Annotated in this window: 22 protein-coding genes and 1 tRNA gene; 9 read left to right on the plus strand and 14 right to left on the minus strand. The window is 55.2% G+C overall.

Annotation, left to right across the window (positions count from 1 at the left end):
* The first annotated feature begins 11 nt into the window (after positions 1 to 11).
* Positions 12 to 2,771, plus strand: a complete 2,760-nt coding sequence (gene barA, locus JTA15_RS13010) for a two-component sensor histidine kinase BarA (protein WP_032678874.1) — start codon at positions 12 to 14, stop codon at positions 2,769 to 2,771.
* Positions 2,772 to 2,817: 46 nt separating this feature from the next.
* Here barA and JTA15_RS13015 read toward each other — a convergent pair whose 3' ends face one another.
* The 8 genes from JTA15_RS13015 to syd form a co-directional block, all read right to left on the minus strand.
* Positions 2,818 to 3,963, minus strand: coding sequence for a glycerate kinase (locus JTA15_RS13015; protein WP_219372379.1), 1,146 nt, complete (start codon positions 3,961 to 3,963; stop codon positions 2,818 to 2,820).
* A gap of 77 nt (positions 3,964 to 4,040) precedes the next feature.
* Entirely contained in the window at positions 4,041 to 5,378 is a 1,338-nt protein-coding gene (gene gudD / locus JTA15_RS13020) for a glucarate dehydratase (protein ID WP_020883801.1), read from the minus strand.
* A 15-nt stretch (positions 5,379 to 5,393) separates the two neighbouring features.
* Entirely contained in the window at positions 5,394 to 6,734 is a 1,341-nt protein-coding gene (locus tag JTA15_RS13025) for an enolase C-terminal domain-like protein (RefSeq protein ID WP_025203355.1), read from the minus strand.
* Complete coding sequence (locus JTA15_RS13030; RefSeq protein ID WP_020883799.1) at positions 6,734 to 8,089, minus strand: MFS transporter; 1,356 nt, start codon at positions 8,087 to 8,089, stop codon at positions 6,734 to 6,736. The genes JTA15_RS13025 and JTA15_RS13030 overlap by 1 nt, the downstream gene beginning before the upstream one ends.
* Positions 8,090 to 8,461: 372 nt before the next feature.
* Positions 8,462 to 8,911 carry a flavodoxin gene (locus JTA15_RS13035; protein ID WP_014171421.1) on the minus strand — a complete coding sequence of 150 codons (450 nt, stop codon included), beginning with the start codon at positions 8,909 to 8,911 and terminating at the stop codon, positions 8,462 to 8,464.
* A gap of 15 nt (positions 8,912 to 8,926) precedes the next feature.
* Positions 8,927 to 9,712 carry a tRNA pseudouridine(65) synthase TruC gene (gene truC, locus JTA15_RS13040; RefSeq protein ID WP_014171422.1) on the minus strand — a complete coding sequence of 262 codons (786 nt, stop codon included), beginning with the start codon at positions 9,710 to 9,712 and terminating at the stop codon, positions 8,927 to 8,929.
* The gene (locus tag JTA15_RS13045) at positions 9,709 to 10,038 is read right to left on the minus strand and encodes a YqcC family protein (RefSeq protein ID WP_032678877.1); all 330 of its coding nucleotides are present in this window, start codon (positions 10,036 to 10,038) and stop codon (positions 9,709 to 9,711) included. Before JTA15_RS13045 ends, truC begins: the two co-directional genes overlap by 4 nt.
* Before the next feature lie 630 nt (positions 10,039 to 10,668).
* Entirely contained in the window at positions 10,669 to 11,214 is a 546-nt protein-coding gene (gene syd / locus JTA15_RS13050) for a SecY-interacting protein (protein WP_032678878.1), read from the minus strand.
* Between the two features lie 69 nt (positions 11,215 to 11,283).
* Between syd and queF the strand changes: the two genes are divergently transcribed.
* The 5 genes from queF to xni all read left to right on the plus strand — a co-directional run bounded on the left by queF (position 11,284) and on the right by xni (position 17,718).
* The gene (gene queF / locus JTA15_RS13055) at positions 11,284 to 12,126 is read left to right on the plus strand and encodes an NADPH-dependent 7-cyano-7-deazaguanine reductase QueF (protein ID WP_020883795.1); all 843 of its coding nucleotides are present in this window, start codon (positions 11,284 to 11,286) and stop codon (positions 12,124 to 12,126) included.
* A 116-nt stretch (positions 12,127 to 12,242) separates the two neighbouring features.
* Complete coding sequence (ppnN, locus tag JTA15_RS13060) at positions 12,243 to 13,607, plus strand: nucleotide 5'-monophosphate nucleosidase PpnN (protein WP_014171428.1); 1,365 nt, start codon at positions 12,243 to 12,245, stop codon at positions 13,605 to 13,607.
* A 514-nt stretch (positions 13,608 to 14,121) separates the two neighbouring features.
* Positions 14,122 to 15,417, plus strand: coding sequence for an HAAAP family serine/threonine permease (locus JTA15_RS13065; protein WP_025203352.1), 1,296 nt, complete (start codon positions 14,122 to 14,124; stop codon positions 15,415 to 15,417).
* A 65-nt stretch (positions 15,418 to 15,482) separates the two neighbouring features.
* Complete coding sequence (locus tag JTA15_RS13070; RefSeq protein ID WP_020883793.1) at positions 15,483 to 16,850, plus strand: L-serine ammonia-lyase; 1,368 nt, start codon at positions 15,483 to 15,485, stop codon at positions 16,848 to 16,850.
* A gap of 112 nt (positions 16,851 to 16,962) precedes the next feature.
* Positions 16,963 to 17,718 (plus strand): flap endonuclease Xni, encoded by a 756-nt coding sequence (gene xni / locus JTA15_RS13075; RefSeq protein WP_219372380.1) that lies wholly within the window; start codon positions 16,963 to 16,965, stop codon positions 17,716 to 17,718.
* A 57-nt stretch (positions 17,719 to 17,775) separates the two neighbouring features.
* Here the strand turns inward: xni and rlmM are convergent, their stop codons facing one another.
* The 4 genes from rlmM to JTA15_RS13095 form a co-directional block, all read right to left on the minus strand.
* A complete protein-coding gene (rlmM, locus tag JTA15_RS13080; protein WP_219372381.1) occupies positions 17,776 to 18,876 on the minus strand; it encodes a 23S rRNA (cytidine(2498)-2'-O)-methyltransferase RlmM in 1,101 nt (366 codons plus the stop codon).
* Complete coding sequence (locus JTA15_RS13085) at positions 18,869 to 19,264, minus strand: DUF423 domain-containing protein (protein ID WP_008499646.1); 396 nt, start codon at positions 19,262 to 19,264, stop codon at positions 18,869 to 18,871. Before JTA15_RS13085 ends, rlmM begins: the two co-directional genes overlap by 8 nt.
* A 39-nt stretch (positions 19,265 to 19,303) precedes the next feature.
* Complete coding sequence (gene gcvA, locus JTA15_RS13090; RefSeq protein WP_014171433.1) at positions 19,304 to 20,221, minus strand: glycine cleavage system transcriptional regulator GcvA; 918 nt, start codon at positions 20,219 to 20,221, stop codon at positions 19,304 to 19,306.
* 349 nt (positions 20,222 to 20,570) lie between these two features.
* Positions 20,571 to 20,798 carry a YgdI/YgdR family lipoprotein gene (locus JTA15_RS13095; RefSeq protein WP_003862759.1) on the minus strand — a complete coding sequence of 76 codons (228 nt, stop codon included), beginning with the start codon at positions 20,796 to 20,798 and terminating at the stop codon, positions 20,571 to 20,573.
* A gap of 202 nt (positions 20,799 to 21,000) precedes the next feature.
* On the opposite strand from JTA15_RS13095, the gene csdA reads away from it, so the two are divergent.
* Both csdA and csdE read left to right on the plus strand, forming a co-directional pair.
* Complete coding sequence (gene csdA, locus JTA15_RS13100; RefSeq protein WP_219372382.1) at positions 21,001 to 22,206, plus strand: cysteine desulfurase CsdA; 1,206 nt, start codon at positions 21,001 to 21,003, stop codon at positions 22,204 to 22,206.
* Positions 22,206 to 22,652, plus strand: coding sequence for a cysteine desulfurase sulfur acceptor subunit CsdE (gene csdE, locus JTA15_RS13105; RefSeq protein ID WP_014171435.1), 447 nt, complete (start codon positions 22,206 to 22,208; stop codon positions 22,650 to 22,652). Before csdA ends, csdE begins: the two co-directional genes overlap by 1 nt.
* Here csdE and tcdA read toward each other — a convergent pair.
* Entirely contained in the window at positions 22,643 to 23,449 is an 807-nt protein-coding gene (gene tcdA / locus JTA15_RS13110) for a tRNA cyclic N6-threonylcarbamoyladenosine(37) synthase TcdA (protein ID WP_182268836.1), read from the minus strand. The genes csdE and tcdA overlap by 10 nt on opposite strands.
* 76 nt (positions 23,450 to 23,525) lie before the next feature.
* A complete protein-coding gene (gene mltA, locus JTA15_RS13115; protein WP_025203349.1) occupies positions 23,526 to 24,623 on the minus strand; it encodes a murein transglycosylase A in 1,098 nt (365 codons plus the stop codon).
* A gap of 209 nt (positions 24,624 to 24,832) precedes the next feature.
* Between mltA and JTA15_RS13120 the strand changes: the two genes are divergently transcribed.
* Positions 24,833 to 24,909, plus strand: a tRNA-Met gene (locus tag JTA15_RS13120).
* Positions 24,910 to 24,911: the final 2 nt, after the last annotated feature.

The raw sequence follows: 24,911 nt of genomic DNA on the forward strand, positions 1-24,911 counted from the left end.
AACGGAACGCCATGACCAACTACAGCCTGCGCGCGCGCATGATGATTTTGATCCTCGCCCCCACCGTTCTCATCGGTTTGCTGCTGAGTATCTTTTTTGTGGTGCACCGCTATAACGATTTGCAGCGGCAACTGGAAGATGCCGGTGCCAGCATTATCGAACCGCTGGCCGTCTCCAGTGAGTATGGGATGAACCTGCAAAACCGCGAATCGATAGGTCAGTTAATCAGCGTGCTGCACCGCCGTCATTCGGATATCGTGCGTGCCATCTCCGTTTACGACGAGCATAACCGCCTCTTTGTCACCTCGAATTTTCATCTGGATCCAGCGGCCCTGAAAATTCCTGACGGTACGCCCTTCCCGCGCCACCTCACCGTGCTGCGACGCGGCGATATCATGATCCTGCGCACCCCGATTATTTCGGAAAGCTATTCACCCGATGAATCCGCCCAGTCTGACGCCAAATCCAGCGACAATATGCTCGGATATGTGGCGCTGGAGCTGGATCTCAAGTCGGTGCGTCTGCAGCAGTACAAAGAAATTTTCATCTCCGGCGTTATGATGCTGTTCTGTATCGGGATTGCACTTATCTTCGGCTGGCGCCTGATGCGTGACGTGACGGGGCCCATTCGCAACATGGTTAACACCGTCGACCGCATTCGCCGGGGCCAGCTCGACAGCCGGGTGGAAGGGTTTATGCTGGGCGAGCTCGATATGCTCAAAAACGGCATTAACTCGATGGCGATGTCGCTGGCAGCGTATCACGAAGAGATGCAGCACAACGTCGACCAGGCGACCTCTGACCTGCGCGAAACCCTGGAGCAGATGGAGATTCAGAACGTTGAGCTGGATCTGGCGAAAAAACGCGCGCAGGAAGCCGCACGTATCAAATCCGAGTTCCTCGCGAATATGTCCCACGAGCTGCGTACGCCGCTCAATGGCGTGATTGGCTTTACCCGTCTGACGCTAAAAAGCGAGCTGAACCCAACCCAGCGCGATCATCTGCACACCATTGAGCGCTCGGCCAACAACCTGCTGGCGATCATTAACGACGTGCTGGACTTCTCCAAGCTGGAGGCCGGTAAGCTGATCCTGGAGAGCATCCCATTCCCGCTGCGCAGCACGCTCGATGAAGTGGTGACGCTGCTCGCACACTCGTCGCACGATAAAGGCCTGGAGCTGACGCTCAACATTAAAAATGACGTGCCGGATAACGTCATTGGCGACCCGCTGCGCCTGCAGCAGGTGATTACAAACCTTGTCGGTAACGCCATCAAATTCACCGAAAGCGGCAACATTGATATTCTGGTGGAAAAGCGCTCCATCAGTAATAACAAGGTTCAGATTGAAGTTCAGATCCGCGATACCGGCATCGGTATTCCGGAGCGGGATCAGTCCCGTCTGTTCCAGGCGTTTCGTCAGGCCGATGCAAGTATTTCCAGACGTCATGGCGGCACGGGGCTGGGTCTGGTTATCACACAGAAACTGGTTAAGGAGATGGGGGGAGATATCTCTTTCCACAGCCAGCCAAACCGGGGCTCCACGTTCTGGTTCCATATCAATCTGGACCTTAACCCGAACGTGTTGACCGACGGTCCGGTAACCAATTGCCTGAAAGGAATGCGCCTTGCCTACGTTGAGCCGAACGCCGCAGCGGCGCAGTGTACGCTTGATATCTTAAGCACCACGCCGCTGGAGGTGATCTACAGCCCTACCTTCTCAGCGCTTGCCGTGGAGCATTACGACATCCTGCTGTTGGGGGTCCCGGTCACCTTTACCGGCGAGCTCACCATGCAACAGGAACGGCTGGCGAAAGCCGCATCGATGACCGACTACCTGCTGCTGGCCCTGCCGTGTCATGCCCAGATCAATGCAGAAGAGTTAAAAAATGACGGGGCCGCCGCCTGCCTGCTTAAGCCACTTACCGCGACCCGCCTGCTGCCAGCACTGACGGAATACTGTCGTCTGAGCCAGCACGCCCTGCCGCTGATTGACGATGAACAAAAATTGCCGATGAGCGTAATGGCGGTGGATGATAATCCGGCCAACCTGAAGCTGATTGGCGTGTTGCTTGAAGATCAGGTTCAGCACGTAGAGCTGTGTACCAGCGGTGCGCAGGCGGTTGAGCATGCGAAACAGATGCAGTTCGATTTAATTCTGATGGATATTCAAATGCCCGGCATGGATGGCATTCGTGCCTGCGAGCTGATCCGTCAGCTCCCGCATCAGCAGCAAACGCCGGTGATTGCGGTCACCGCCCACGCGATGGCCGGTCAGAAAGAGAAGCTGCTGAGCGCCGGAATGAATGATTATCTGGCCAAACCTATCGACGAAGAGAAGCTGCACAGCCTGCTGTTACGCTATAAGCCGGGGCATATCGGCGGAACGTACACGGTATCGTCCGAACCGGTGGAAATCAGCGTCAATCAAAACGCCACCTTTGACTGGCAGCTTGCGCTGCGCCAGGCGGCGGGTAAGCCTGATTTGGCCCGCGATATGCTGCAAATGCTGGTCGCGTTTCTGCCGGAAATTCGTAATAAGGTCGAAGAGCAGCTGGTGGGTGAAAACCCGGAAGATCTGCTGGAAGCCATTCATAAGCTGCACGGTAGCTGCGGCTACAGCGGTGTGCCGCGGCTGAAGAATCTCTGCCAGCTGCTGGAGCAACAGCTTCGCGCGGGCACGCCGGAAACAGATCTTGAACCGGAATTTCTGGAGCTGCTGGACGAGATGGATAATGTGACGCGGGAAGCCATGAAGGTGTTAGGTAACTAGCGTTGCCCTCTCCCGCCGGGAGAGGGCAAACAGGATTGCCCGCCGTTCAGAGCCTGAACGCCTGCCCCACTTTCAGCACTGCAGCGATATTACGTGCGGCCATCCGCACATTGTCGCTGGCATTTTCCAGCGCGTCCTCCAGCGAACAGATGGTATAAATCACGCTGAATACCGCGTCGATGCCGTGATTATGTACCCCCCCGACATCCGCCGTCAGGCTACCCGCAATACCGATGACCGGTTTATTAAAGCGTTTAGCCACCTTCGCGACGCCCACCGGCACTTTCCCGTGGATCGTCTGGCTGTCAATGCGCCCTTCTCCCGTAATCACCAGATCGGCGTTAGCCACCTGCTCTGCCAGATGCAGCGCATCGGTGACAATCTCAATCCCCTGACGAAGCTGCGCACCGCAGAAAGCGTAGAGTGCCGCCCCCATCCCACCCGCCGCACCGCCGCCGGCAAGGTTGATGACGTCGATATCCAGATCCCGGGCAATGACCTGCGCGTAATGCGCCAGGGCGTTATCCAGGGTCACAATCATCTCCGGCGTGGCGCCTTTTTGCGGGCCAAAGACCGCGGATGCCCCTTCGTCTCCGGTGAGCGGATTAGTGACGTCACAGGCGACCTCAATCCGGGACTCCGCCAGACGTTTATCCAGCCCGCTCAGGTCGATACGGGCCAGTTTTGCCAGCTCGCCGCCCCCCTGTCCAAGGGGCTGCTCGTTGGTATCCAGCAGCTTTACCCCCAGCGCCTGCACCATGCCGGCACCACCGTCATTGGTGGCACTGCCGCCAATGCCAATAATAATATGCTTAACGCCCGCATCCAGCGCGTGCCGGATAAGCTCGCCGGTCCCCCAGGAGGTGGTAAGAAGGGGATTGCGTTGCGAAGGCGCGACCAGCTCCAGACCGCTTGCCGCCGCCATTTCAATAAACGCGCTCTGTTCGTCACCGGAGATGCCATAGAACCCGTCCACAGGCTCACCCAGCGGGCCTGAGACAGAGGCATGGACAATGCGCCCCTGCGTCGCCGCCACCATAGCTTCTACGGTACCTTCTCCACCATCGGCGACCGGCAATTTCACAAAGTCGGCCGCGGGGAAAATCTCGCGAAAACCCTGCTCAATCGCGGTGGCTACCTCAAGGGCGCTCAGGCTTTCCTTATACGAATCCGGTGCGATAACAATCTTCATAAGCCATCCTTACGCATAGTCATTACGTTAAGCATACACCACGTAAACGACCGCTCATGGGAGCGGTCCCAATGCGTTTATCGTACCATGCACGGACGTTTATTGTCGAATTTCCAGTCAGGTATCAAATATTGCATGGCCATCGCATCGTCGCGTGCCCCCAGACCATGTTTTTGATACAGCTCGTGGGCTTTCATCACCTGATCCATATCCAGCTCAATGCCCAGACCCGGCGTGGTTGGCACCTGCACCATGCCTCCTTTGATCTCAAACGGCTCTCTGGTCAGACGCTGATTTCCTTCCTGCCAGATCCAGTGGGTATCGATAGCGGTGATCGTGCCCGGTGCAGCAGCGGCCACGTGGGTGAACATCGCCAGCGAGACATCAAAGTGGTTATTGGAGTGCGAGCCCCAGGTCAGGCCAAATTCATGACACATCTGTGCCACACGCACCGACCCCTGCATCGTCCAGAAGTGGGGGTCTGCCAGCGGAATATCGACAGACTGTAACGACAGGGTGTGCCCCATCTGACGCCAGTCAGTGGCAATCATATTGGTCGCGGTGGGTAAACCGGTGGCGCGACGGAATTCCGCCATCACTTCACGGCCCGAGAAGCCCTGCTCAGCCCCGCACGGATCTTCCGCGTACGCCAGCACGCCTTTCAGTTGTTTACCAATGCGGATAGCTTCATCCAGAGACCAGGCACCGTTCGGGTCGAGCGTGACGCGCGCCTGCGGGAAACGTTTTGCCAGTGCGGTAATGGCTTCCGCCTCCTGTTCACCCGCAAGCACGCCGCCCTTCAGTTTGAAATCGTTAAAGCCATATTTTTCGTACGCGGCTTCCGCCAGGCGCACCACCGCATCCGGGGTCATCGCGTCTTCGTGGCGGAGTCGGTACCAGTCACATTTTTCATCCGCCTGGTTCTGGTACGGCAGCGGCGTCAGCGTGCGGTCGCCAACGAAGAACAGATAGCCCAGCATTTCCACTTCACTGCGCTGCTGGCCTTCGCCCAGCAGCGACGCAACGTTAACGCCCAGGTGTTGGCCCAGCAGATCCAGCATCGCGGCTTCGATACCGGTGACCACGTGAATGGTGGTTCGCAGGTCAAAGGTTTGCAGACCACGACCGCCGGCATCACGGTCAGCGAAGGTGCTTCGCACGGTATTGAGGATATTTTTATATTCGCCCAGCGTTTTTCCCACCACCAGCGGAGCGGCCTCTTCCAGCGTTTTGCGGATCTTCTCACCACCGGGGATTTCACCCACGCCGGTATGCCCGGAGTTATCGTTGATAATGACAATATTGCGGGTGAAAAACGGCGCATGCGCTCCGCTCAGGTTCATCAACATGCTGTCATGGCCGGCGACCGGAATGATCTGCATGGAAGTGACTACAGGGGTAGTAAAAGTACTCATCGTTCAATCCTTTTATCAGTGACGTCCAAAAACAGGGCGCTTACGATCAAATGTCCAGCCGGGGATCAGGTACTGCATCGGCCCCGCGTCGTTACGCGCGCCGCCTGGCAGTTTTTTATACGCCTCATGCGCGTGATGAACCTGATCCCAGTCAAGCTCAACGCCCAGCCCCGGTGCATCTGGTACGGCAATCTTGCCATTTTTGATTACCAGCGGTTCTTTCGTCAGGCGGGCTTCTCCCTCCTGCCAAATCCAGTGGGTATCAATGGCGGTCGGGTTGCCCGGAGCCGCCGCGCCAACGTGCGTAAACATCGCCAGCGAAATGTCGAAATGGTTGTTGGAGTGACAACCCCAGGTCAGTCCCCAGTCGTCGCAGAGCTGTGCGACGCGAACGGCACCTGAGAGTGTCCAGAAATGCGGGTCCGCCAGCGGAATATCGACCGCGTTCAGCATCACCGCGTGGCCCATTTCACGCCAGTTGGTGGCGATCATATTGGTGGCCACCGGTAGACCGGTGGCACGCCGGAATTCCGCCATTACTTCACGGCCAGAGAAGCCCTGCTCGGCCCCGCACGGGTCCTCCGCGTAGGTCAACACGTCGTCCAGCCCTTTGCATAAGGCAATGGCCTCATCCAGCAGCCATGCACCGTTCGGATCCACCGTGATGCGCGCATCCGGGAAGCGTTTTTTGAGCGCGCGGGCAGTTTCAATCTCCTGCTCGCCGGGCAATACGCCGCCTTTCAGCTTGAAATCTTTAAATCCGTAGCGATCCTGCGCGGCTTCCGCCAGCCGAACCACCGCCTCACCGGAAAGCGCCTCCTGGTGACGCAGGTGATACCACTCGTGGTCGCCAGGAGAATGCGCCAGATAAGGCAGGTCGGTTTTATTGCGATCGCCAACGTAAAACAGATAACCGAGCACCGTCACCGCGTCGCGCTGTTTTCCTGGCCCCAGCAGTTCGCAGACCGGGACCTTCAGCGCCTTACCCAGTAAATCAAGCAGCGCAGCCTCCAGCGCGGCGACGGCGTTGACGCGCAGTTCGAACGTCCAGGCGCCTTTGCCGAACGTGTCAAAGTCTGCCGACTGATTGCCCTTGTGCACCCGCTGCACCACGTTATTGAGGCGAGCGACCTCCTTCCCGACGACCAGCGGAATGGCGTCTACCAGCGTCTGGTGGATAACCTCGCCACCCGGCGCTTCCCCAACGCCGGTGTGGCCCGCGGAATCCGTCAGCACCACGATATTACGGGTAAACCAGGCGTTATGTGCGCCACCGATGTTGAGCAGCATACTGTCCTGTCCGGCCACCGGTATGACCTTCATGTCGGTAATCACCGGGCTTGATTGAGTCGTCATCAGCCGCGCTCCACTACAGGTTTAAGTTCCACGCGCTTGATATCACCCACCAGAACCAGGTAGCTCAGGACCGCCACCAGCGCGTGTACGCCAACGTAAATCAGCGCGCCGTTGAAGGAGCCGGTGGTTCCCACGATGTAGCCGATGGCAATGGGGGTCACAATCCCGGAGATGTTGCCAAACATGTTGAACAGTCCACCGCTCAGGCCGCTGATCTCTTTCGGTGCGGTATCCGCCATGACCGCCCAGCCGAGGGCACCGATCCCTTTACCGAAGAAGGCCATCGCCATAAAGCCAATAATCATCCACTCAGCACTGACGTAGTTACAGAACACCATGGTCATGGAGAGCAGCATGCCGAGCACAATCGGCGTTTTACGCGCGATATTCAAAGAGCCTGTACGGCGCATCAGCCAGTCGGAAATCACGCCCCCCAGCACACCCCCTACAAAACCGCAGATAGCCGGGACTGACGCCACAAAGCCCGCTTTCAGGATCGACATCCCACGCGCCTGCACCAGGTAAACCGGGAACCAGGTGATAAAGAAGTAAGTTAAGGCGTTAATGCAATACTGGCCCAGATAGATGCCGATCATCATGCGCGAGCCGACGAGCTGCTTGATCTGCGCCCATTTCTGGCTGAACGGCACTTTTGCTTTTGCGGATTTCTGATCCATGTTGATCAGCGCCCCGCCTTCAGCAATGTACTCCAGCTCTTTTTTATTCACGCCGGGATGCTGGTTCGGTTCGTGGATCACTTTCAGCCAGACGAAGCTAATGATGATCCCAAGCCCACCCATAAAGAAGAAGACATGTGACCAGCCCACTTCATGCGTCAGCCAGCCCATAATGGGGGCAAAGATCACCGTCGCAAAGTATTGCGCAGAGTTAAAAATTGCTACCGCCGTTCCCCTCTCCTGCGCCGGGAACCACGCCGCCACAATACGGCTGTTACCGGGGAAGGAAGGTGCTTCGGCTAAGCCCACCAGGAAGCGCAGGGTGAAGAGCGCAACGATGATGCCAAATCCGTTGAACACATCGACGAAGCCCTGCAACAGGGTAAATGCCGACCAGATGAAGATGGACCAGAAATAGACGCGTTTGGAGCCAAAACGATCAAGCAGCCAGCCGCCAGGAATTTGGCCGATAACGTAGGCCCATGAAAATGCGGAGAAAACGTAGCCCATGCCAACCGGATCAAGACCGATGTCTTTTGCCATTTCAGAACCGGCAATCGACAGCGTGGCACGGTCACCATAGTTAAAGGATGTGACGATAAACAGCATCACCACTATCCAGTAGCGCGCATTTGTGCGCTTCTCAGCGCTGCTCGCCGCGTGGCTTAATGTACTCATTGTTGCACTCCTGAATCCAGGCTCTCGCCAGTTCATTCTGTACAGCACCGGTAGGGTAACCAGAATGAGGGTTAGTATTTGGCAGTTTTGGTACGGCTTGATGCCGTTTTATAGTGCGCACTGCCTTTTTGATGACTGACCGGAAAAGTATAGGGAGAAGTGCCTCTGTCCCTCACCGTGCATGAACACAACATTGAGGGGTCAATGAGAAGTTGTTTGGGGCATAAGCCCAAAGCAGTGGAAGGTAGTTCACGGAATTCGCCGGAAGGCGGGAGAAAAGCAAAACGGTAACCGACGTTACCGTTTTGTGTTTGCGCTCGCGCCACGTGGGCACGGGGGCCCGGGTATGCGAAGGGCTGCCCGGCCAGAGGGTTATTTAAGCAGCGTTGCCCAGTGTTCAACCCACGGGTTCGATTCACTCTCTGGCTCAGGGTGTTCACCTGCATCAATCAGCAACATCTCACCGACGCGTTGCGCGCTCTGTTCCTGCAAAAGCGCATCGAACTGCTTACCACCGCCGCAGAAATTGGCGTAAGAACTGTCGCCCAGAGCAATGATGCCGTAGTGAACATCCGGCTGATAGCCAAGCTGATCCTTGATTGCCTGGAAAAGCGGCACGATGCTGTCCGGCAGATCGCCCTGCCCGGTAGTGGAGGTAACCACCAGAATGTATTTATCTTTGTACTTTTCCCAGTCTGCCAGCTCCGGGTCTTCATAGACCGTGGCTTTATGGCCCTGACCTGCGAGTATCGCCTCAGCCTCTTCTGCTACGAGCAGCGAGTTGCCGTACATTGTGCCGACAAAAATGCCCACTTCAGCCATGATGTATTTCCTTGATTATTGCGCTTGCTGTTCATCCTGAACGTTGCCCGATACAAACTCAACCCTTTCATTTTCGGGGAGTTGCCCCAGCCAGCCAAACTGTGACAGCGCCTGCATCCAGACGTTGTCCAGCCCCGCATGGAGAGTCAGCGGTTCGCCGGTAAACGGGTGCGTCAGGCTCAGTTCACTGGCATGCAGCATCAGGCGGTCGCAGCCAAAATGTTCGGCAGCACTGCGGTTCTGGCGCAAATCGCCGTGCTTGCTGTCACCAATAATCGGATGACGCAGATGTTTCAGGTGACGGCGGAGCTGGTGTTTGCGCCCGGTTTTGGGCAACAGCTCAACCAGACTGTAGCGGGTGGTCGGAAACTTGCTGGTTGCCACCGGCATTTCCGTGGTCGCCATGCCGCGGTAATCCGTCACGGCGGGCTGCGGGCCTTTGTCATCGCGGGCAAATTTATCGGCAATTTTGTCCAGCTCTTCCACCAGCGGATAATCGAGCGTAGCGCTCTCCGTCAGCCAGCCACGAACGATCGCGTGGTAGCGTTTCTGGATCTGGTGCTGTTCGAACTGCTGCGACAGCAGGCGGCCCGCTTCGCTGGAAAGCCCCATCAGCAACACACCGGAGGTTGGCCTGTCGAGACGATGAGCCGTAAAGACGTGCTGACCAATCTGGTCGCGCACGGTTTGCATCACCACCACTTTTTCATCGCGGTCCAGCCAGCTTCGGTGCACCAGCCAGCCAGACGGTTTGTTTACCGCGACCAGCCACTCATCCTGATAGAGGATCTCAAGCGTCATGCATCTTCACCGGCAAACACGGCATCCAGCTTTTCCAGCTCAATCAGCATGACATCGCGCGCAGGGTGGGTCGCGTCCAGCGCCATTTCATAGTAAGGCGCAACAGCGAACGCCTGCGGCAGCGGGTGGCCACCGTCGAGCAGCGCGTGCATACGCGGAATTAATACCCACTGGAGCCATTCGAACGGTGCCAGCGTATCCAGACAGAACGGCTGAGTGCTTGCGAAGGCTTCTGGCTGCGGCGCGGTCTCCTGCCACAGCTGATGTTGGCGCAATAATGCCTCGATGGCGTGCAACCGGGCACGAACGCTATCGTGTTGCGTCATAGTAACCTCAACTGAAAAAGTGAACGGCGCGCAGCATAGCATTGCAGGAGACAGAAATAAAAAAAGGGAGCACTGTAAAAACAGTGCTCCCGGTTCGTTCCGCAGCAATCCAGCTACAATTCGTGCTCCCTGCTCATCCGTGACAACTTTTCCTGAAGCCCGAAGGCCTGGTCATCCTTCACCTTGTGCATCCTGCTCACATCGTCCTGATGTGTTTGTTTCATCCTGAAACGTCCTGGCCATCCTGACCCACCGACCATCCTGACCGGCTCTCATTCTCCCTTCCTGGAGGTGTCCCTTACGCATCCTGCGCGATCCTTTTGCTTCATCCTGAAGCCTTCCTGCAGCGTCATCCTGACGTGTTCCTGGTGAGAAACGCCATCATCCTGATGTTCGTTTCTCGTGTCGGCATCCTCTCGACACAACTAGAATCCGCTATTCTGCTTCGTCTTACAACCCATGCTGGCAGCGCTGTAAGCCGTCCCGTGCCCCCCTGGACGCGGCGATATCTCATTAACGTATTGAAAAATAGAGTAATGTTAATCTTAATTAAATAAGGCAATACTGAATGATCCAGCGATCTCTCACAACTCTGTAAGAGATCTCTCACACGCGCGATGGCATCGTGGATTACAGAAGTGGCTCAAGTCGGGTGAGGAATTCCGCAAGTGAGGGGGCGAGAGTCTCGCGATTGCGGGTACCGATGGTCTCTTTAACCACTTCACCAGACAGGTTGCAGACTGAGATAACGTCCAGTTCACTGTCCAGCGTGGCAATAAAGAGCGTCGGAGAAAGCTTAAGGCGTTTTTGCGTGACCAGATGACCAATCAGGTTTTCCTGAACACGCTGCAGATCGTCTTCACTCCAGGTCTGCAACAGCGTCAGCGTGATACCAGCAAATCGCGCAGGCATATCCCCTGCAAATTGCGTGGTATAAAACGCGTGAACCGCTGGTTGTACCACAATGTCCATTGCCCGTTCAACCGCATTTACATTTTGCTCACCCGTCGGGGGTTGCGGTTGCCAGATAACGTAATCATCCGGAGAAGAGATAATACATGGCGAAGGTACACCATATAAGTCAGTGCTTTGCGGCCATGTGCCATGCGTTTCATGCCATGCATCGCAATAGCGGGTCGTGAAGGCAGTGAGGGCATTTGCAGTTTCGATGTCCACCGATTTCTCTCTTCTTGTAAGACAGGATAAACTCAGCCCATAAGTGTACCTGTAAAGTGGCTATGAAACATGTCTTACGAAAATCATCAGGCGTTAACGGGCTTAACGCTGGGTAAATCGACCGATTACCGCGACACCTACGATGCAAGCCTGCTGCAGGGCGTACCGCGCAGTCTGAATCGCGATCCTCTGGGCCTGCGCGCTGACGCGCTGCCGTTTGTTGGCGGTGATATCTGGACGCTGTACGAGCTCTCCTGGCTCAACGCCCGCGGTCTGCCGCAGGTCGCAGTGGGCCACGTTGAACTGGATTATGCCAGCCAGAACCTGGTGGAATCCAAAAGCTTTAAGCTCTATCTCAACAGCTTTAACCAGACCAAATTCGACAGTCAGGAAGAGGTTCAGCATACCCTGGAGCGGGATTTAAGCGCCTGCGCACAGGGCAAGGTGAGCGTGTCACTCTATCGTCTGAATGAGCTGGAAGGGCAGCCGGTTGCCCACTTCAACGGCACCTGCATCGACGATCAGGATATCGCAGTGGATAATTACGAATTCAGTACCGATTACCTCGAAAATGCGGCAAGCGGAAAGACCGTTGAAGAGACGCTGGTAAGTCATTTACTGAAATCCAACTGCCTGATCACCCATCAGCCGGACTGGGGCTCCGTGCAGATCCAGTATCGCGGTCCGAAGATTGACCGGGAAAAACTGCTGCGCTACCTGGTGTCGTTCCGCCATCACAACGAATTCCACGAGCAGTGCGTGGAGCGCATCTTTAATGATATTCAGCGTTTCTGTCATCCCGAAACGTTAAGCGTTTATGCGCGCTACACCCGCCGCGGTGGTCTGGATATCAATCCATGGCGCACCAACACGGACTTTGTGCCTGCCACCGGCCGTCTTGTACGCCAGTAACCTAAATATTTTCGCAATATGCGCGGTCTATTCCGCGCTTTAGGTTGTGAAACGTCGTAAGCCAGGGCTATTGTAATCAACAGGGAAAGACGATAATCGTCCCGTAAGGAGCTCACTTGATTACACATATTAGCCCTCTTGGCTCAATGGATATGTTGTCGCAGCTGGAAGTGGACATGCTTAAACGCACGGCCAGCAGCGATCTTTATCAATTGTTTCGTAACTGTTCACTTGCCGTACTGAACTCCGGAAGCCTGACCGACAACAGTAAAGAGCTGCTGTCCCGCTTCGAAAGCTTTGATATCAACGTGCTGCGCCGCGAGCGTGGCGTGAAACTTGAAGTGATCAACCCGCCGGAAGAGGCCTTTGTGGACGGGCGCATCATTCGCTCCCTTCAGGCCAACCTGTTTGCCGTGCTGCGTGACATCCTGTTTGTTAACGGGCAGATCCACAACGCAGGCCGCTTCCAGCATCTCGACCTGGAAAGCTCGGTACATATCACCAATCTGGTGTTCTCCATTTTACGTAACGCCCGCGCCCTGCACGTGGGCGAAGCCCCTAATATGGTCGTCTGCTGGGGTGGTCACTCGATTAACGAAACCGAATATCTCTATGCCCGTCGGGTGGGTAACCAACTCGGCCTGCGTGAGCTGAATATCTGTACCGGCTGTGGTCCCGGGGCGATGGAAGCGCCAATGAAAGGCGCGGCAGTGGGACACGCTCAGCAGCGTTACAAAGAAGGGCGCTTTATCGGCATGACCGAGCCGTCGATCATCGCCGCTGAGCCACCTAACCCGCTGGTTAACGAACTGATTATTATGCCGGATATCGAGAAACGCCTTGAGGCGTTTGTCCGTATTGCCCACGGGATAATCATCTTCCCGGGCGGCGTGGGAACCGCAGAAGAGCTGCTCTACCTGCTGGGTATTCTGATGAACCCGGCTAACAAAGATCAGGTTCTGCCGTTGATCCTGACCGGGCCGAAAGAGAGCGCTGACTACTTCCGCGTACTGGACGAGTTTATCGTGCATACGCTGGGGGAAACCGCGCGTCGTCACTATCGCATCATCATTGACGATGCGGCAGAAGTGGCGCGTCAGATGAAAAAAGCGATGCCGCTGGTAAAAGAGAACCGTCGCGATACCGGAGATGCCTACAGCTTTAACTGGTCAATCCGCATCGCGCCGGACCTGCAGATCCCGTTCGAACCCTCGCACGAAAACATGGCCAACCTGAAACTGTACCCGGACCAGCCGGTAGAAGTCCTGGCTGCCGACCTGCGACGCGCCTTCTCCGGCATCGTGGCGGGTAACGTGAAAGAGATGGGTATCCGTGCTATTGAGAAGTATGGTCCGTATAAGATCCATGGCGATCGCGAAATGATGCGCCGCATGGATGACATGCTGCAGGGCTTTGTTGCCCAGCACCGCATGAAGCTACCCGGGTCGGCGTATATTCCTTGCTACGAAATCTGCACGTAACATTTTCACTCTCCTGATAAAAGCCGGGTCACGATGCTGTGGGGCCCGGCTTTTTTATTACCGAAACAACTCATAGATATTGCTTATACCTTTTACAAACTCTGATGCCACGCAAACGATTACCTCGTTTTTAAAACCGTAAATTATCAGCCTTAAACTAAATTACCTGCCAGAAAATCCTAAAAACCCATTTCTTTACAGCGTAAGACACCTATCTTCGCGGGTGCTCTTTTAGCTCACATGTTGTTGATGGTAGCCTTCGCGCCCGTAAATCCTCTTCGATGTTTTTTTAATAGATAAATGGTCTAAAGATGCCCACATCAAAAGTGGATTATTGCAATTGGGATCGGGATCACTGATAGATTCATAACGAGAATGTATCTTTCCGCCCGCCAATAGTTACGGGCGAAAATTATTAAAAAACCGTCACTGAACGAATTTCATATTACCGTCAGGCACTTTTTCATCGGATTTGACTACAAACCTGACAATTTGCTTCCTCCAGGAGATACAGATGGAAACCACTCAAACCAGCACCGTTGCTTCGATTGAATCCCGAAGTGGTTGGCGCAAATCAGATACCATGTGGATGCTTGGCCTTTACGGCACAGCTATCGGCGCTGGTGTATTGTTCCTTCCTATTAACGCAGGCGTCGGCGGTCTGATTCCGCTGATCATCATGGCTATCATTGCCTTCCCGATGACCTACTTTGCGCACCGCGGCCTGACCCGCTTCGTGCTGTCCGGTAAAAATCCTGGCGAAGACATTACTGAAGTCGTTGAAGAACATTTCGGCGTGGGCGCAGGTAAACTGATTACCCTGCTCTACTTCTTCGCGATTTACCCTATTTTGCTGGTTTACAGCGTTGCAATCACTAACACCGTTGAAAGCTTCATGCTGCACCAGCTGCACATGACGCCACCACCGCGTGCCATTCTGTCTCTGATCCTGATTGTGGGCATGATGACCATTGTCCGTTTCGGTGAGCAGATGATCGTGAAAGCGATGAGCATCCTGGTGTTCCCGTTTGTGGCTGCACTGATGGTACTGGCGCTGTATCTGATTCCACAGTGGCACGGTGCCGCGCTGGAAACGCTCTCCCTTAGCAGCGCATCTGCGACCGGTAACGGCCTGCTGATGACCCTGTGGCTGGCGATCCCAGTGATGGTATTCTCCTTTAACCACTCACCAATCATCTCCTCCTTCGCCGTGGCGAAGCGTGAAGAGTACGGCGACGGTGCAGAGAAGAAGTGCTCCAGCATCCTGGCGCGTGCGCACATCATGATGGTGCTGACCGTTATGTTCTTCGTCTTCAGCTGTGTACTGAGCCTCTCCCCGGCGGATCTGGCGGCAGCGAAAGAGCAGAACATCACCATTCTGTCTTACCTGGCGAACCACTTTAACGCACCGGTCATCGCGTGGATGGCACCTATCATCGCGATCATCGCCATTACCAAATCCTTCCTCGGCCACTACCTGGGCGCACGTGAAGGCTTCAACGGTATGGTGATTAAATCTCTGCGCGGTAAAGGCAAGAGCATTGAAGTCAACAAACTGAACAAGATGACCGCGCTGTTCATGCTGGTCACCACCTGGGCAGTTGCCACGCTGAACCCAAGCATCCTGGGCATGATTGAAACCCTGGGCGGCCCGGTTATCGCGATGATTCTGTTCCTGATGCCGATGTACGCGATTCAGAAAGTACCTGCCATGCGCAAGTACAGCGGTCAGATGAGCAATATCTTCGTGGTTATCATGGGGCTTATCGCTATCTCCGCAATCTTCTACTCCCTGTACACCATGTTCTGATTATCACCCGCGCCGTCTCAGGACGGCGCACTCCTCCCCCTCTGACTGAAAGCAATGGACGCATCATGATTAGCGTATTCGATATTTTCAAAATCGGTATTGGTCCTTCCAGCTCTCACACCGTCGGACCAATGAAAGCCGGTAAGCAGTTCACGGATGACTTGATTGCGCGCGGCATTTTGCACGACGTAACCCGCGTGGTTGTCGATGTGTACGGCTCTCTCTCCCTGACAGGTAAGGGCCACCATACCGATATCGCCATTATCATGGGCCTGGCAGGAAACCTGCCGGATACCGTTGATATTGATGCGATCCCTGGTTTCATCCAGGACGTCAATACCCACGGTCGCCTGCTGCTGGCAAATGGCGAACATGAAGTGGAATTCCCGGTTGATCATTGCATGAATTTCCATGCAGACAACCTGTCACTGCACGAAAACGGAATGCGTATTACCGCACTGGCAGGCGACAAAGCGGTATACAGCCAGACTTACTACTCTATCGGCGGCGGGTTTATCGTCGACGAAGACCACTTTGGTGAAACCAGCACATCTTCAGTTGACGTGCCTTATCCGTACAAAACCGCGGCGGATCTTCAGCGTCACTGCCAGGAAACGGGTCTCTCCCTTTCCGGCCTGATGATGAAAAACGAGCTGGCCCTGCACAGCAAAGCGGAACTGGAGCAGCACTTCACCAGCGTCTGGGAAGTCATGCGCGGCGGTATCGAACGCGGGATCACTACCGAAGGCGTTCTGCCCGGTAAGCTTCGCGTACCACGCCGTGCGGCAGCGCTGCGTCGGATGCTCGTGAGCACCGACAAAACGACCACGGACCCTATGGCGGTCGTTGACTGGATCAATATGTTCGCGCTGGCGGTAAACGAAGAGAACGCTGCGGGTGGCCGCGTGGTGACAGCACCGACTAACGGCGCCTGCGGTATCGTTCCGGCGGTACTGGCGTACTACGACAAGTTTATCCGCGAAGTGAACGCGAACTCGCTGGCACGCTACCTGCTGGTCGCCAGTGCGATTGGTTCACTGTACAAGATGAACGCCTCCATTTCCGGTGCAGAAGTAGGCTGTCAGGGTGAAGTTGGGGTCGCCTGCTCCATGGCTGCGGCGGGTCTGGCAGAACTGCTGGGCGCAAGCCCGACACAGGTCTGTATTGCGGCTGAAATCGGCATGGAACATAACCTGGGACTGACCTGCGACCCGGTTGCCGGACAGGTACAGGTGCCTTGCATCGAGCGTAACGCCATCGCCTCCGTGAAGGCGGTCAACGCCGCACGTATGGCGCTGCGTCGGACCAGTGAACCGCGCGTTTGCCTCGATAAAGTTATCGAAACCATGTACGAAACAGGTAAAGATATGAACGCCAAATACCGCGAAACATCTCGCGGCGGCCTGGCGATGAAGATCGTGACCTGCGATTAAGCCTTTCAGGAAGCCTCGTTTTGCGAGGCTTCTTCCTGTTTTCCCCACCGCACATAGTTTCCCACCGCTGACAATGTTACCCTTCCCCCATTAAACAGAAGGGAGATTATCTGTGGCTGTTCATTTGCTTATCGTCGATGCGCTCAACCTCATTCGCCGGATCCATGCGGTGCAAGGTACGCCCTGTAAGGACACGTGTCTGCACGCGCTGGAGCAACTTATCCGCCATAGCGAACCGACCCATGTGGTTGCCGTTTTTGATGACGAAGCGCGTAACAGCGGCTGGCGACACCAGCGCCTTCCCGACTATAAGGCCGGGCGCGCACCAATGCCTGACGATCTGCATGCCGAAATGCCGGCCATTCGCGCCGCCTTTGAACAGCGCGGCGTTCCCTGCTGGGGAGCCCATGGCAATGAAGCCGATGATCTGGCCGCCACGTTAGCCGTCAAGGTCGCGGACGCCGGGCATCAGGCCACCATCGTCTCAACCGATAAAGGCTACTGCCAGCTGCTTTCGCCCACCGTCCGCATCCGCGATTACTTCCAGAAGCGCTGGCTTGATGCCCCCTTTATCGCCAGTGAGTTTGGCGTCTCGCCGGAACAACTTCCTGACTACTGGGGGCTGGCCGGAATAAGCAGCTCGAAGGTTCCGGGAGTGGCAGGCATCGGGCCGAAGAGTGCCGCCCAACTGCTGACGGATTTTCAGAGTCTGGAAGGGATTTACGCCAGGCTGGACGAGGTCCCGGAAAAATGGCGCAAGAAGCTGGAGGCGCATAAAGAGATGGCCTTTATCTGCCGGGATGTGGCGACGTTACAGACGGATTTACAGCTGGACGGGAACTTGCAGCAGTTGCGCTTAGAACGTTAAATCGTTTTCAGATGAATCGCCCGGCAAGCAAAACGCCACCGGGCAATGTAACGCGTATTATCGCTCGTCGCGACGTCCGCCGACAGCAGCCCACCAGCGACGAATGTGCACCGTCACTTCTTCGCGGTCGTGATACAGCTGGCGCGCCTGAATCTCCACGTTAATGCCGTGCTCATCCATTTGCGCCTGGATATAGGCCAGGTTTTGCGAGACTTCCTCATAGCGCTTTTTCATCGGCAGCTTGAGGTTAAAGATAGTCTCACGGCACCAGCCGTTCACCAGCCAGGAGGCCATCAGCGCGGCCACTTTTGCCGGCTTCTCAACCATATCGCACACCATCCAGGAGATGTTGTTGCGGGTGGGACGATAGCGGAAACCATCTTCACGCAGCCAGGTGACCTGTCCGGTATCCATCAGGCTTTGGGCCATCGGGCCGTTATCAACCGAAGAGACCCACATGTTGCGTTTCACCAGTTGATAGGTCCAGCCGCCCGGACACGCGCCGAGATCGACCGCGTACATGCCGTTCGCCAGACGCTCATCCCACTCATCCGCCGGGATAAACACGTGGAACGCCTCTTCCAGCTTCAGGGTCGAACGGCTTGGCGCATCTGAAGGGAATTTCAGCCGCGGAATGCCCATGAAGAAGGGAGAGTTGTTATTGGTGTAGGAGTAACCCGTATAGCAGCAGCCGGGGGCGATAAAGAATATATGCACCACCGGACGTTTTGGCGTTTCGTAGTTTGTCAGCACGCCTGCGTCACGCAGTGCAGCGCGCAGCGGTACGGTGAATTTACGGCAGAACTTCATCAGCTCTTTGCTTTCGTTGGTGTCCGCGACTTCAACACGCAGCTCGCCACCCTTTTCCACGACGCCCTGCAGCATACCCACAACCGGCGTGATGCGGTCTTCCGGCGGAAGATCTTTTAGCAGTTCACCGGCAACAAACATCTGGCGAGCGAAAATCAGTGAGCTGAACGGCAGCTCACGCGCGAGTTTATCCGCATCCTCAGGCTGATAGCACTCGAATACGACGTAGCCGGCATTATCTTTAACGCGTGAAAAGCCAAAGACTTCGCGCTTCGCCGCTTTATCAGTAATTTCCGCGGCGCACTCTTTCTCAAACCCCGGGCGACAATATAAAACAACCTTATTCATGAACAACGCCCTTGCGTTTCAGACGGATGGCTCCGATAAACATTAATACCCAACCTGCCAGGAAGCTGACGCCGCCGACAGGTGTAACAAACGCCCACAGGCGTAAATGCGAAAGCGCCAGGCAGTACAGACTACCGCTGAACAACACGGTGCCTAACGCCAGGAATACGCTGCTCCAGTAAAACCAGATGCTGATGCGGCGCTGCATTGCCACCGCCAGCCCAAAAATCGCCAGCGTGTGGAATGCCTGGTATTCAAGGCCGGTCTGGATCCAGCCCATTTCTACCGCCCCCAACGACTTGCTTAATACATGTGCGCCAAAGGCGCCCAGTGCAACAAAAATAAAGCCACTCACCGCGGCAAAAATCAGCATGAATCGGCTGGTCATGTTTAAATCCTAAAGTGATGCGTGCCCGGCACACAAAAGTTACTGTTCATACCTGAAGCGGAATTTTTCTTGCTCACTCGCCGCTTTCGCCAGAATCCACTGTCGGAAAGCGGCTATTTTACCCAGTTCTGCCTGACTGTCATGACAAACCAGATAAAACGCGTTCTTGCTGACCAGCACATCATTAAATGGACAAACCAGACGGCCTGCCTCAATTTCGGACTGCGCCATGACGTTATTCGCCAACGCCACGCCTTGCCCGTGAATGGCAGCCTGTAACACCATTGCGCTGTGGCTAAAAATGGGGCCCTGCTGCACGTTTATATGATTAAGACCTAATTGACGGGTATAAGTTTGCCAGTCACGGCGAGAAGCATCATGTAAAAGCGTATGTCGCGCCAGGTCAGCGGGGGTCTTCAGCGCCTTTTCGCCCGTTAAGAGCAGCGGTGAACAGACCGGCAGCAGATATTCTGCGTATAATTTTTCGACACGCAAGCCTGGCCAGTTACCGCGGCCATAAAAAATGGCGACGTCAACATCATCGGCCAGCTTGTCTTCCTGACGGTCCACCGCCTGGATTCGAACGTCGATTCCCGGATAAGCTGAGTTAAAGCTTGTGAGTCTTGGCACCAGCCACTGAATGGCAAAACTGGGTAATAAACTTACCGTCAGCGCGCCTTTTGCACTGCGGGCCTGCAGCTTGCGCGTGGCTTCCGTGAGCTGGGAAAAAATCTCTTTAATATCCTGAAAATAGCTCTGCCCCTCTTCGGTCAACAGTAATGAACGGTTGCGCCGACGGAACAGCTTAAGGCCCAGGAAATCCTCCAGAGACTTGATTTGGTGACTTACTGCGGCCTGTGTCACAAAAAGCTCATCGGCTGCGCGCGTGAAACTCAGGTGACGTGCTGCTGCATCAAAAACACGTAATGCATTTAGGGGTGGCAATCGCTTCGACATGGTTATCTGGCTTAGATGTTAACGAGATTTAACAAACAGGAAACAATGTTTAACCTATTAGTTTTTTTTATCTGAGCCATTATAATTTGTCCGTTGAGGAACTACCAGCAAATACCTATAGTGGCGGCACTTCCTGAGCCGGAACGAAGAGCTTTTTTCGGAATGCGTGTTCTGAAGGGCTTTTGGCTTACGGTTGTGATGTTGTGTTGTTGTGTTTGCAATTGGTCTGCGATTCAGACCACGGTAGCAACGCTACCAATTTTTCACTTCCTGTACATTTACCCTGTCTGTCCATAGTGATTAATGTAGCACCGCCAATTTGCGGTGCTTTTTTTTCGCCTGCGATCGATTAATGCTCGATTTCTTTCATTTCCTTCACGTCAGTGCGATTAATCTGCTGCTTGTTCCCGTTCGCATCTTTATACGAAATCATACCGGTGTCGTTATCGGTTGTCGGTTTCCCTTCAGAGACGATAGAACGGCCATCGTTAGTATGCATTACGTAGTTGTTACCGGAACAGGCGCTCAGGGCAAAGGTCAACGCACAGGCAGAGATAATGGCGGCTGTCTTTTTCATGCTTATTCTCCTTTAGCAATTAATGCTATTCAAACATCGATTTATAACAGGCTTAAACATTCACCTAACCTTATTTAGCATAACCTGCTTTTTCAGAGTCGCCAGGATAAGTAAGGATTAGCAGACAAATCTGATAGATATCAACCTCCTTGCCCTGCCGATGAAATTGCGCGACGATCTCACTATTGAGATGAGGAATTCCATGAACGCTTTCAGTCCCGCGCAGTTTCGCGCACAGTTCCCGGCGCTGGCCGATGCCGGTATTTACCTTGATAGCGCTGCCACCGCCCTTAAGCCTCAGGCAGTCATTGAGGCGACGCAGCAGTTCTACAGCCTGAGCGCCGGGAACGTGCACCGTAGCCAGTTTGCCGAAGCACAGCGATTAACCGCGCGCTATGAAGCCGCGCGCGATCAGGTCGCACGCCTGATCAACGCCGAAAGCGGGAAAAACATCGTCTGGACGCGAGGCACCACTGAAGCCATTAACATGGTGGCCCAGTGCTATGCGCGCCCGCGGCTAAAGCCCGGCGATGAAATTATTGTCAGCGAGGCAGAACACCACGCCAACCTGGTTCCGTGGCTGATGGTGGCTGAGCAAACGGGCGCGCGCATTGTGAAACTGCCGCTGGGTGCAGATCTTCTGCCAGACGTAGCGCGCTTATCTGAGTTCATTACCCCCCGCAGCCGCATTCTGGCTCTCGGACAAATGTCGAACGTCACAGGGGGTTGCCCGGATCTGGCTCTGGCCATCGACGTGGCCCACGCTAACGACATGGTGGTGATGGTCGACGGTGCCCAGGGCGTGGTGCATTTCCCCGCTGATGTACAAAAGCTGGATATTGATTTTTATGCCTTCTCAGGACATAAGCTGTACGGCCCAACCGGGATCGGTGTGCTGTACGGAAAACCGACCCTGCTGGCGCAAATGACGCCGTGGCTTGGGGGAGGCAAAATGATCACCGAGGTGACCTTTGAGGGCTTTAAAACTCAGGATGTCCCTTACCGTCTGGAAGCTGGAACGCCGAACGTCGCAGGCGTCATCGGCCTGAGTGCCGCGCTTGAATGGCTGGCTGAAACGGATATCGCTCAGGCAGAACGCTGGAGCCGGGGTCTGGCGACGCTTGCAGAAGAAGCGCTGCAGAAACGTCCGGGTTTTCGATCGTTCCGCGTGCAGGACTCAAGCCTGCTGGCCTTTGATTATGCCGGCGTTCATCATAGCGATATGGTTACGCTGCTTGCCGGGTATGGCATTGCCCTGCGTGCCGGCCAGCACTGCGCGCAGCCATTACTGGCCGCGCTGGGTGTGAGCGGTACACTGCGTGCGTCGTTTGCGCCGTATAATACGCAAAGCGATGTGGATGCGCTGGTTGATGCCGTTGACCGCGCCCTTGAAATACTGGTGGATTAATGACGAGTTCAGCGTTAGCCGAGCATCCGTTTGGCACGGTTATCACAGAAGAGACCTTAAAACAGACTTTCGCCCCGCTGTTGCAATGGGAAGATAAATATCGCCAGCTGATCCTGCTCGGCAAGCAGTTGCCGGCGCTGTCAGACGAACGCAAAGCGCAGGCGAAAGAGATTTCCGGCTGCGAGAACCGCGTCTGGCTGGGATGCACGGTATCCGGTGAAAAACTGCATTTCTTTGGCGACAGCGAAGGGCGTATCGTTCGCGGGCTGCTGGCGGTACTGTTAACCGCCGTGGAAGGGAAAAGCGCGGCGGAGCTGCTGACGCACTCGCCGCTGGCATTGTTCGATGAACTGGGGCTACGGGCGCAGCTCAGCGCCTCGCGCGGTCAGGGCCTGGTCGCACTCAGTGAGGCGGTACAGGATGCCGCGCGTCAGGCTCAGGCCTGACGTTCCGCCTTCGCCATCATTTTCTTCAGGGCGTGAGAGACGGCTACAAAGCCGAAAGAGGCGGTCACCATGGTGGCCGCACCAAAGCCTGAGGCGCAATCCATCCTTTTTGGCCCTTCCGCCGTGCTTTTCATCGCACACACCGAACCGTCAGCCTGCGGGTAGACCAGGGCTTCAGTCGAAAAGACACAGTCAACGCCCAGCTTGCCTTTGCTGTTTTTCACGACGTTAAAATCGCTTTTTAAGCGCTCGCGCAGCTTGGCCGCCAGCGGGTCCTGAATCGTCTTTGCCAAATCGGCCACCTGAATCTGCGTGGGATCGATTTGCCCGCCAGCCCCCCCGGTGGTAACCAGAGGAACCTTGTAACGCCGACAGTAGGCAATCAACGCCGCTTTTGGACGCACGCTGTCAATCGCGTCGATGACATAGCTGTAGCCTTTACTCATGTATTCGGCGACGTTATCTGCCGTCACAAAGTCATCGATCACCGTCACGCGGCATTCCGGGTTAATCAGGCAAATACGCTCCGCCATCACCTCAGATTTCGCCAGCCCGACGTTATCGCGCAGGGCATGGATTTGACGGTTGGTGTTGGTGACGCAAACGTCATCCATATCAATCAGCGTGATCGCGCCAATGCCGGTTCTCGCCAGCGCTTCCGCCGCCCAGGAGCCAACACCGCCAATCCCCACGACGCAGACATGCGCATCCGCAAACAGCTGCAGGGCTTTTTCACCATATAGACGTGCCGTGCCGCCAAAACGCTGACGCCAGGCATCGCTGATTACTACAGACATAAAACCTCAGATGTCAAAAGGGTGAGGTTATTCCTCACCCTTCTCTGTTAATTCAGTACGACTCAGAATACCACAATCAGCCGCTGAATACGTTACCGCTACCAGGGGCTGCCTTGAGCACCCATACGCGCCCATAGTGGTTATACCAGCCTGCACGGTGCCCCGCATCCGGGCCAATGCCCTGATAAATATCGAAGTGCTGACCTTTAATCGCACCGCCGACATCCAGCGCGACCATCAGACGTAGCTCGTACTGACCGTTAAATTTGCCGTTGTTATCCAGCAGAGGCACTTCCGCCAGCAGCGTGGTGCCCGCAGGAATAATAGAACGATCCGAAGCTACCGAGGCGCGGCCAATCAGTGGAACGGCACTCGCCCCTTTCACTGGCGCAAAGTTTTGCGGTTTAAAGAAGACAAACGACGGGTTCTGTTCCAGCAGCTCACGCACTTCGGCTTCGCTGTGTTTTTCACCCCACTCGCGGATCGCCTGCATCGACATGTCTTCTTTTTTCACTTCGCCTCTGTCGATCAGCACTTTACCAATGCTGCGATAGGCATGACCGTTTTTACCGGAATAACTGAAGAAGTTCAGGGGGGAGCCATCGCCAAAGTCGATATAGCCGCTGCCCTGAACATCCATGATGAAGTTGTCCATCAGCGAGTTGCTGTAGGCCAGAACGTAGTTTTCGCTCAGCGCACCGGAGTAGATCTCAGCGCGGGACGGCAGACGACCGCGTTTAGGCGGCATTCGGTAAATGGGATACTGGAACTCGCCCTGACGCGTGTGTCGCGCCTGGATAACCGGGGTGTAGTAGCCGGTAAACTGGACGTTGCCATAGTTGTCCGCCCCTTCCATCTGCCAGGCGTCGATACCAAACTGGCGCATATTGCGCGTATCACCGCCCGCGCGCAGCCAGTCCTGTACCGCGTTATAAACGCTGCTCTGTGAGCCATACAGACGTGGCGACGCGTTGCGGATCTGGTAAACCTGCTCGGAAAAGTCTCCGGCGTTGATCGGTGCGCCAACGGCATCAGGTTGATTAACTAAAGAGAAAGGCTGGGATAGCTTCCCGTCTTTATACTGTTGACCGCGATCGGTCGGTTTAGAAGAGCAGGCCGCAAGAATGGCTACCATTGCCCCTGTCATTAGATACTTCGCCCAACGTCCTTTCATTATATCTCGTCTTTAAGTTGCCCATTACCGCGTGATGAAGATAACAAACCCACTGTTCTAAAGAAACGGAATCACATGCCCTTTGGCAAATTCTGAGCAAAAAATAGTCCAAATATCGCAACGCCGTTCAATTTACATACAAAGTTAATGATTTATGTGAAAAAGGGGTTGCATCACAAACCTAACCGAGTATAGTGCGCTTCCACGGACGCGGGGTGGAGCAGCCTGGTAGCTCGTCGGGCTCATAACCCGAAGGTCGTCGGTTCAAATCCGGCCCCCGCAACCAAT

The sequence above is a fragment of the Enterobacter sp. BIDMC 29 genome (assembly GCF_019378755.1).
GTDB classification, from domain to species: domain Bacteria; phylum Pseudomonadota; class Gammaproteobacteria; order Enterobacterales; family Enterobacteriaceae; genus Enterobacter; species Enterobacter ludwigii.

Coding starts and splice junctions, on each gene's coding strand:
- JTA15_RS13065 (WP_025203352.1), top strand. CDS start 14,122: ATGGAAACCACTCAAACCAGCACCGTTGCTTCGATTGAATCCCGAAGT.
- csdE (WP_014171435.1), top strand. CDS start 22,206: ATGACGAGTTCAGCGTTAGCCGAGCATCCGTTTGGCACGGTTATCACA.
- JTA15_RS13030 (WP_020883799.1), bottom strand. CDS start 8,089: ATGAGTACATTAAGCCACGCGGCGAGCAGCGCTGAGAAGCGCACAAAT.
- JTA15_RS13015 (WP_219372379.1), bottom strand. CDS start 3,963: ATGAAGATTGTTATCGCACCGGATTCGTATAAGGAAAGCCTGAGCGCC.
- JTA15_RS13025 (WP_025203355.1), bottom strand. CDS start 6,734: ATGACGACTCAATCAAGCCCGGTGATTACCGACATGAAGGTCATACCG.
- tcdA (WP_182268836.1), bottom strand. CDS start 23,449: ATGTCTGTAGTAATCAGCGATGCCTGGCGTCAGCGTTTTGGCGGCACG.
- barA (WP_032678874.1), top strand. CDS start 12: ATGACCAACTACAGCCTGCGCGCGCGCATGATGATTTTGATCCTCGCC.
- JTA15_RS13045 (WP_032678877.1), bottom strand. CDS start 10,038: ATGACGCAACACGATAGCGTTCGTGCCCGGTTGCACGCCATCGAGGCA.
- JTA15_RS13085 (WP_008499646.1), bottom strand. CDS start 19,264: ATGACCAGCCGATTCATGCTGATTTTTGCCGCGGTGAGTGGCTTTATT.
- rlmM (WP_219372381.1), bottom strand. CDS start 18,876: ATGAATAAGGTTGTTTTATATTGTCGCCCGGGGTTTGAGAAAGAGTGC.
- JTA15_RS13095 (WP_003862759.1), bottom strand. CDS start 20,798: ATGAAAAAGACAGCCGCCATTATCTCTGCCTGTGCGTTGACCTTTGCC.
- queF (WP_020883795.1), top strand. CDS start 11,284: ATGTCTTACGAAAATCATCAGGCGTTAACGGGCTTAACGCTGGGTAAA.
- csdA (WP_219372382.1), top strand. CDS start 21,001: ATGAACGCTTTCAGTCCCGCGCAGTTTCGCGCACAGTTCCCGGCGCTG.
- mltA (WP_025203349.1), bottom strand. CDS start 24,623: ATGAAAGGACGTTGGGCGAAGTATCTAATGACAGGGGCAATGGTAGCC.
- gudD (WP_020883801.1), bottom strand. CDS start 5,378: ATGAGTACTTTTACTACCCCTGTAGTCACTTCCATGCAGATCATTCCG.
- JTA15_RS13070 (WP_020883793.1), top strand. CDS start 15,483: ATGATTAGCGTATTCGATATTTTCAAAATCGGTATTGGTCCTTCCAGC.
- truC (WP_014171422.1), bottom strand. CDS start 9,712: ATGACGCTTGAGATCCTCTATCAGGATGAGTGGCTGGTCGCGGTAAAC.
- JTA15_RS13035 (WP_014171421.1), bottom strand. CDS start 8,911: ATGGCTGAAGTGGGCATTTTTGTCGGCACAATGTACGGCAACTCGCTG.
- gcvA (WP_014171433.1), bottom strand. CDS start 20,221: ATGTCGAAGCGATTGCCACCCCTAAATGCATTACGTGTTTTTGATGCA.